The organism is Streptomyces sp. MMG1533 (genome assembly GCF_001279775.1).
Classification (GTDB): Bacteria; Actinomycetota; Actinomycetes; order Streptomycetales; family Streptomycetaceae; genus Streptomyces.
Window position 1 is genome coordinate 1 of record NZ_LGDG01000061.1, and the last position, 7,129, is coordinate 7,129.

The window sequence follows — 7,129 nt, forward strand, 5'->3', positions numbered from 1 at the left end:
CCCCCGCGCCCCGCCCCGCGATTCGGTGCGGGCCCGACCCCCCCCCCCCCCGCCCCCCCCCCCCCCTCCCCCGCCGCGAACCCCGGCGCTTCCACTCACCCCTGACCGTCACCCCGCCCCCTCCCCTTCACCCTCCGCACCCCACCCGTACCGGCCGACCGCGCAACCCACCGCCCGGGTTCGGCGAGCCCAGCAGCCCCCGATCACCCCTCCCAGGGCACACCTGTGCCGATCCCAGGGCACACCTGTGCCGAAAACCATGAGGAACACGCAATGAACAGATCTGCCAGACGGCGTCTCACCGCCGCAGTCCTGACCGTCGCCACCATCACCGCCGGCGCCACCGCATGCTCCTCCGGCGCGGACGACACCTCCACGAAGGCCGCGGACAGCGGCACGTACACGATCTGGGACCCGTACCCGCAGTTCGACAAGAGCTCGGCGTGGGCGAAGCTGCTCGACGGCTGCGGCACCGAGGCCGGGGTGAAGATCAAGCGGACCGCGTTCGACACCAGTGACCTGACGAACAAGGCGCTGCTGGCGGCGCAGCAGGGCAACTCCGCGGACGTCCTCATAGTCGACAACCCGGTGGTGTCGACCCTGGCGGAGGCGGGCGTGCTCACCACGACCGACGACAACAAGCTGGACACCTCGAAGGTCAGCCCCAACCTGCTCGCGGCCGGCCAGTCGGACGGCAAGACCTATGGCACGCCGATCGGCGCCAACACCCTCGCCCTCTACTACAACAAGTCGGTGCTGAAGGCGGCCGGGGTGGACGTCGCCTCGGTCAAGGACTGGAAGTCCCTGACGGCGGCGCTCACGAAGGTCAAGGAAGCGGGCAAGAAGGGCATCACGTTCTCCGCGATCGGCACGGAGGAAGGCAGCTTCCAGTTCCTGCCCTGGTACTGGGGCTCCGGAGCCGAACTGACCGCACTCGACTCCGACAAGGCAGTCTCCGCGCTGTCGCTGTGGAAGAACTGGCTGGACAAGGGCTACGCCCCCAACTCGGTGATCAACAACACCCAGACGACCAGCTGGCAGGAGTTCGCCGGCGGCGACTACGCCTTCGCGGAGAACGGCACCTGGCAGCTCGCCAACGCCGAGAAGGCCGGCTTCGACTACGGCGTGCTGCCCATCCCCTCCGCCACGGGAGGCGACGCCGCGGCCCCGACGGGCGGTGAGTTCGTCACCATCCCGGTTCAGGACGACACCGGCCGCTACGCCACTTCACAGAAGCTCGTGTCCTGCCTGACCAACAGCCAGAACCTGCTCGACACCGACACGACGCTGTCCTACGTGGCCCCCACCACCGAGGTCCAGGACAAGCAGGTGGCCGCGAACCCCGCGCTCAAGCCCTGGGTCGACGCAGTCCAGGCCGCCAAGGGGCGCACCAGTGACGACCTGGGCACCAAGTACCCCAAGATCTCGGAGCAGTTGTGGAAGGCGGTCCAGTCCGCCCTCAGCGGGTCGGCGTCGCCGAAGGACGCGCTCGACTCGGCACAGTCCGCCGTCAAGTAACCAGGACTCCGGCCAGCCGATGAAGACCACGACACAGTCGCCGGACCGCCGGCCGGTGCAGAGCCGGAACGGGGCGGCCACCGCCGCCCCGCCCCCGGCCCGCACCACGACGCGAGGCCGTCCGCCCTCCCAGCAGTGGGCCGCCTGGGCCTTCCTCGCCCCGGTCACCCTCTACCTCGCGCTCTTCTACGCCTATCCGCTCTACCGCAACATCGACCTGAGCCTGCGCAACTACACCGTCCGCTCCTTCGTCCAGGGGGACGCGCCGTTCACGGGCCTGAAGAACTACCGGTCCGTCTTCGACGACCCGACATTCGCGCCGGCCCTGCTGCACACCGTGGTCTTCACCTCCGTGTGCCTGGTCTTCCAGTACGCGATCGGCCTGGCCCTCGCCGTCTTCTTCAACCAGCACTTCAGGCTCTCCGCCACCCTGCGCGCCCTGTTCCTGGTGCCCTGGCTGCTGCCGCTGATCGTGTCGGCCTCGACCTGGTCGTGGATGCTCAACAGCGACTCCGGCATCGTCAACGCCGTACTGCACGCGGTCGGCATCGGACCGGTGAACTGGCTGACCTCGCCGTCGTGGTCGCTGGCCTCGGTGATCATCGCGAACATCTGGATCGGCGTCCCCTTCAACCTGGTCGTGCTCTACAGCGGCCTGCAGTCGATCCCCACCAGCCTGTACGAGGCGGCAGCCCTCGACGGTGCGGGCGCCTGGCGGCGCTTCTGGAGCATCACCTTCCCGCTCCTGCGCCCGGTGTCCGCCATCACCCTGCTGCTGGGCCTCGTCTACACCCTCAAGGTCTTCGACATCATCTGGATCATGACCAAGGGCGGTCCGGCCGACTCGTCCACCACCTTCGCCACCTGGTCCTACCAACTCGGCTTCGGCAACCTGCTGCCCGCCTTCGGCCCCGGAGCGGCCGTCGGGAACCTGCTCGTCGTCGCGGCCCTGGTCTTCGGCCTGGTCTACGTCCGAGTCCAGCGAAAGCAGGCGCTGTCATGAACCGAAGCACCGGCACCGCGTGGTGGAAGACGACCATCGGCCTGCTGCTGACCGGGGTCATGCTCTTCCCGGTCTACTGGATGGTCAACGTCTCCTTCACCCGCGACCAGGACATGCGCAAGTCCCCGCCGGACCTGTTCCCCGCCCACGGCACGCTGGAGGGTTACCGCGCCGTACTCGACCAGCAGTTGCCCTACCTCGGCACTAGCCTGGTCATCGGCCTGGGCACCGTCGTGCTGACCGTGGCGCTGGCCGCGCCCGCCGGCTACGCGCTGGCGAAACTCCGCCCACGCGGCGGGGGCATGCTCAGCTTCCTCCTCCTGGTCGCCCAGATGGTCCCCGGCATCATCATGGCGATGGGCTTCTACGCCATCTACCTCAGCCTCGGCCTGCTCCAGTCCGTCCCCGGCCTGATCGTCGCGGACTCCACACTGGCCGTCCCCTTCGCGGTCCTGATCTTCACCGCGTTCATGTCCGGCATCCCGGGCGAGCTGATCCAGGCCGCGCAGATGGACGGAGCAAGGGCCCTGCGCACGTTCTGGTCCATCGTTCTGCCCATGAGCCGCAACGCCGTGGTCACGGTGTCGCTGTTCGCGTTCCTGTGGTCCTGGTCCGACTTCATCTTCGCCAGCACCCTCGCCAATGGCGGGGCGCACGAGCCGATCACGCTCGGCATCTACCACTACATCGGCAACAACAACCAGGAGTGGAACGCCATCATGGCCACCGCCGTCGTGGCCTCCCTGCCCGCCACGGTGATCCTGGTCCTTGCCCAGCGCTACGTCGCCGCCGGCGTGACCGCCGGTGCCGTCAAGGACTGACCCGGCCGCGCGCCTGAGCCGCGCTCTCCACGAGCCGCCGTGCGAGCACCGTCGCCCCGCCCGGCAGACCGCCGATCGTCCCCGCTCGAGAAACGAGTACCGCCTCCATGACCGCCGCACCGTCCGGCCCGGCCTTCTCCGTCCACGACATACCCTTCAGCGCGCACGGATCCTGGTTCGGCATCTCTCCCGTGCTGGCGGAGAAGACGCGCGCCGAGGACCTCCACCTCGTCTCGCACCAGAACGGCATGCACGCCGTCCTGCGCCTCGTCCCCCTCGACGCGGCGACGGGCGACCGCGCCGAGACCCGCGTCGAGGCAACACCGGGCCTGCTCAGCTGGACCGGCGCCAACGGGCGCATCGACCTCGCCTACGAGTCGCCGGACACCGTACGCGTGCACGGCCGGGGGCTGGGCCTGCGCGTCACCGCGGCGGCGAATGCCCTGACCCCCTTCAGCGGGACCTACTTCTACCGCGACCCGGTGGACGGCGCCCACACGTTCACCTCCTACGAGACCGGGCGCCGCTACCGGATCACCGTGCTGTCCGGCACGGTCGCCGACGTGGACGGTTCCCAGGCCCTGGGCGCCGGGGAGCGCGGTCTCACGGTCGCCGCCGGGGCCGACGGCTCGTGGGAGGTCGCGGTCGAGGAACTCGACAGTGCGCGACTGCCCTTCCGCTCGTCGGCGGCGTTCGACGAGGTCATGGAGGCCGCGCGGGAGTCGTTCGCCCAGTTCGTCGACACGGTCGCCCCGTGGCGCTCGGCCGCCACCCCGGCCGCCGAACTCGCCGCCTACGTCGTCTGGTCGGCGACCGTGCGCCCGGCGGGTCTGGTCACCCGGCCCGCCGTACTGATGTCCAAGCACTGGATGGACAAGGTGTGGAGCTGGGACCACTGCTTCAACGCCCTTGCCCTGGCCCCCGGTTGCCCCGGTCTCGCCTGGGACCAGTTCGCGCTGCCCTTCGACCACCAGGACGACAGCGGCGCGCTGCCCGACTCCGTCACCCATTCCGAGGTCCTCTACAACTTCGTCAAACCGCCCATCCACGGCTGGGCCTTCGGTCACCTGCGCCGCCGGCTCCCCGAACCGCTCACCCCGGCGCAACTGACCGAGGCGTACGACAGACTGACCCGCTGGACGGACTTCTGGCTCACCGCGCGGCGCGCACCCGGCGCCGCCCTGCCCCACTACCAGCACGGCAACGACAGCGGCTGGGACAACGCCACCACCTTCGACCCCGGACGCCTCGCCGTCACCGCCGACCTCGCCGCGACACTGATCCTCCAGCTCGACGAACTGGCCAGGCTGGCCGGCGAACTGGGCTTCCCGGACGACGCCCGACGCCGCACCGAGACAGCCGACGCCATGCAGGCCGCCCTGCTGGACGAGCTGTGGGACGGCGAACGGTTCCTGAGCCGCCCGGCCCACGGCGGAGCCCGCGCCCCGAGCGCCAGCCTGCTCGACCTGATGCCGATCGTGCTCGGCGACCGCCTGCCCGCCAAGGTCCGCGACTGGCTGGCCGAACGGATCGAGGCCCACCTCACCGCGTTCGGCCTGGCGACCGAACACCCCGGCTCCCCTCACTACGAGCCCGACGGCTACTGGCGCGGCCCGATCTGGGCCCCCGCCACCGTCCTCATCGAGGACGGCCTGCGCCGCGCCGGGCACGAACGCCTCGCGGACGAGATCAGCGCCCGCTTCCGCGCCCTGTGCGAAACCTCCGGCTTCGCCGAGAACTTCGACGCCCTGACCGGCCAGGGACTGCGCGACCGCGCCTACACCTGGACCGCCAGCAGCTACCTGCTGCTCGCCCGCGACCACCACCGCCGCGCGGACGCCGGGACCGACGCCACCGTCGCCCGACCCGCGAGCGACGACCCACCCACACGTCCGGCACGGGGGCCGGCGCAGCGATAACCAGCCCCATCCCTGAAGGGACGTAAGTACATGCCAACCATCGGGCAAAGACGCTCGACCACAAGACGCCTTCTCCACGGCATCACCAAGATCATGCTGCCGCTGACCGTCGTAGCCGGCGTCACCACCGTGACGGCACCGGCTGCCTCCGCCGCCACCCCCACCCTCACCGTCGACCTGGGCACCACCACCGGAGCCTTCCACGGCGGCGCTTCCGGAGCGCTGTACGGCCTGTCCGGCCCGGACGTACCGACGAACAACCTCATCGAGGGGATGGGGCTGCAGACCACCAACACCAAGTACCAGGACGGACAGCAGCACACCGGTTCGGACGCCCTGGAGGTCGCCAAGCCCTTCGTCGACAGCGGCGGCAAAGACGTCATGATCTACATGACGGACGTGTACCGCAGGTGGCCGTACGAACGGGCCAGCTACGCCGAATTCCAGGCATACATGAAGACCCAGGTCGAGCAGGCGATGGCCAGCCCGTACAAGGACCAGATCGTCTTCGTCCCCTACAACGAGCCCGACGGCAACTGGTTCCCGGGCCTGCGCACCAACGGAGGGTCGCAGGCCGCGTTCAACGCCGAGTGGAAGCAGACCTACGACTTCATCAAGGGCATCTGGCCCGCGGCGCGTCTGGCCGGCCCCAACAACTCCAGCTACACCGACTCCGCCCTCAACAGCTTCCTCACCTACTGCAAGGCCAACAACTGCCTGCCCGACGTCGTGACCTGGCACACCCTGGGCAGCCCGGCGGCCGTCCGCAGCACCGTCGACTCCTACCGCGCGCTGGAGACCGCGGCGGGGATCAGCACGCCACTGCCGATCAACCTCAACGAGTACGCCTACCGGTACCACCTGACCGACCCCGGCCAGATGGTCCAGTGGATCGCGGCCCTCGAGGACAAGAAGGTCGACGGGAACCTGCCGTACTGGAACATCAACGGCCACCTCGGCGACTCCGCCGCCGGCCAGAACACCCCCAACGCCCAGTGGTGGCTGTACAACTGGTACAGCTCCATGAGCGGCAACACCGTCAAGGTCACCGGCGCCGCCAACGACGACGCCTACACCCTCCAGGGCCTGGCGAGCCTCGACACGGCCAAGAAGCAGGCCCGCGTCATCCTCGCCGGGGGCGGTACCAGCGGTGCCTCCGACACGGTCATCAAGAACATCCCCTCCTCGGTCTTCGGCAGCACCGTCCACGTCAGCGTGTTCCAGGACCGCTGGAGCGGTTACCTCGGCGCGGCGGCCACCCCGACCCGGCTCTCCGACGCCGATGTCGCCGTGGGCTCCGACGGCTCGATCACCCTTCCCATCACCCTCGACGCGATGTCCGCGTACCAGGTGATCGTCTCCCCGGGCGGCACCGGCAGCGCCACCGCCTCCGACAGCACCTGGTCGGCCAGCTACGAGGCCGAGAACGCCACCCTCAGCGGCAGCGGATACAACATCAACACCGAGGGCACCACCAGCAGCATCGCCAAGTTCGCCACCTCCGGCACCAAGGACGTCGGCGGTCTGCGCACCGACTCCACCACGGTGATCTCCTTCCCCGTCTCCGTTCCCACCACCGGTGACTACAACCTGTCGGTGTTCGGCAACAGCTCTACCGCGGCATCCGCCGTCAAGGGCCCGACGAACGTGTACGCACGGGTCGACGGCGGCGCCTCACACAGGGTCGACATACCGGTGGGCTTCCAGTGGGTGGTGTGGGGGCACGACGACATCACCGGGCACCTCACCGCGGGCAGCCACACCATCCCCCTGGCCCCCAGCGGTGACAACGGCGCGGCGACCGTCGGCGCCGCCATCGTCGACCAGATCTACCTCCATTACTAGGACGCCGACGTCAAGGGCACCAC

5 protein-coding genes are annotated in these 7,129 nt (G+C 69.5%); all 5 read left to right on the top strand.

Annotated elements, in window-relative coordinates; all coding sequences use genetic code 11:
• Nucleotides 1–273: 273 nt before the first annotated feature.
• The 5 genes from ADK57_RS09720 (at nucleotide 274) to ADK57_RS09740 (ending at nucleotide 7,106) form a co-directional block, all read left to right on the top strand.
• Complete coding sequence (locus ADK57_RS09720; RefSeq protein ID WP_053748976.1) at nucleotides 274–1,518, top strand: sugar ABC transporter substrate-binding protein; 1,245 nt, start codon at nucleotides 274–276, stop codon at nucleotides 1,516–1,518.
• 19 nt (nucleotides 1,519–1,537) lie between these two features.
• The gene (locus ADK57_RS09725) at nucleotides 1,538–2,521 is read left to right on the top strand and encodes a carbohydrate ABC transporter permease (RefSeq protein ID WP_053748977.1); all 984 of its coding nucleotides are present in this window, start codon (nucleotides 1,538–1,540) and stop codon (nucleotides 2,519–2,521) included.
• A complete protein-coding gene (locus ADK57_RS09730) occupies nucleotides 2,518–3,342 on the top strand; it encodes a carbohydrate ABC transporter permease (RefSeq protein WP_053748978.1) in 825 nt (274 codons plus the stop codon). The genes ADK57_RS09725 and ADK57_RS09730 overlap by 4 nt, the downstream gene beginning before the upstream one ends.
• Before the next feature lie 107 nt (nucleotides 3,343–3,449).
• Nucleotides 3,450–5,261: an amylo-alpha-1,6-glucosidase gene (locus tag ADK57_RS09735; protein WP_053748979.1), complete on the top strand. Its 1,812-nt coding sequence runs from the start codon at nucleotides 3,450–3,452 to the stop codon at nucleotides 5,259–5,261.
• A gap of 30 nt (nucleotides 5,262–5,291) precedes the next feature.
• On the top strand, nucleotides 5,292–7,106 hold the full coding sequence (locus ADK57_RS09740) for a hypothetical protein (protein WP_234390089.1): 1,815 nt from the start codon (nucleotides 5,292–5,294) through the stop codon (nucleotides 7,104–7,106).
• Nucleotides 7,107–7,129 lie beyond the last annotated feature (23 nt).

Coding starts and splice junctions, on each gene's coding strand:
- ADK57_RS09720 (WP_053748976.1), top strand. CDS start 274: ATGAACAGATCTGCCAGACGGCGTCTCACCGCCGCAGTCCTGACCGTC.
- ADK57_RS09725 (WP_053748977.1), top strand. CDS start 1,538: ATGAAGACCACGACACAGTCGCCGGACCGCCGGCCGGTGCAGAGCCGG.
- ADK57_RS09730 (WP_053748978.1), top strand. CDS start 2,518: ATGAACCGAAGCACCGGCACCGCGTGGTGGAAGACGACCATCGGCCTG.
- ADK57_RS09735 (WP_053748979.1), top strand. CDS start 3,450: ATGACCGCCGCACCGTCCGGCCCGGCCTTCTCCGTCCACGACATACCC.
- ADK57_RS09740 (WP_234390089.1), top strand. CDS start 5,292: ATGCCAACCATCGGGCAAAGACGCTCGACCACAAGACGCCTTCTCCAC.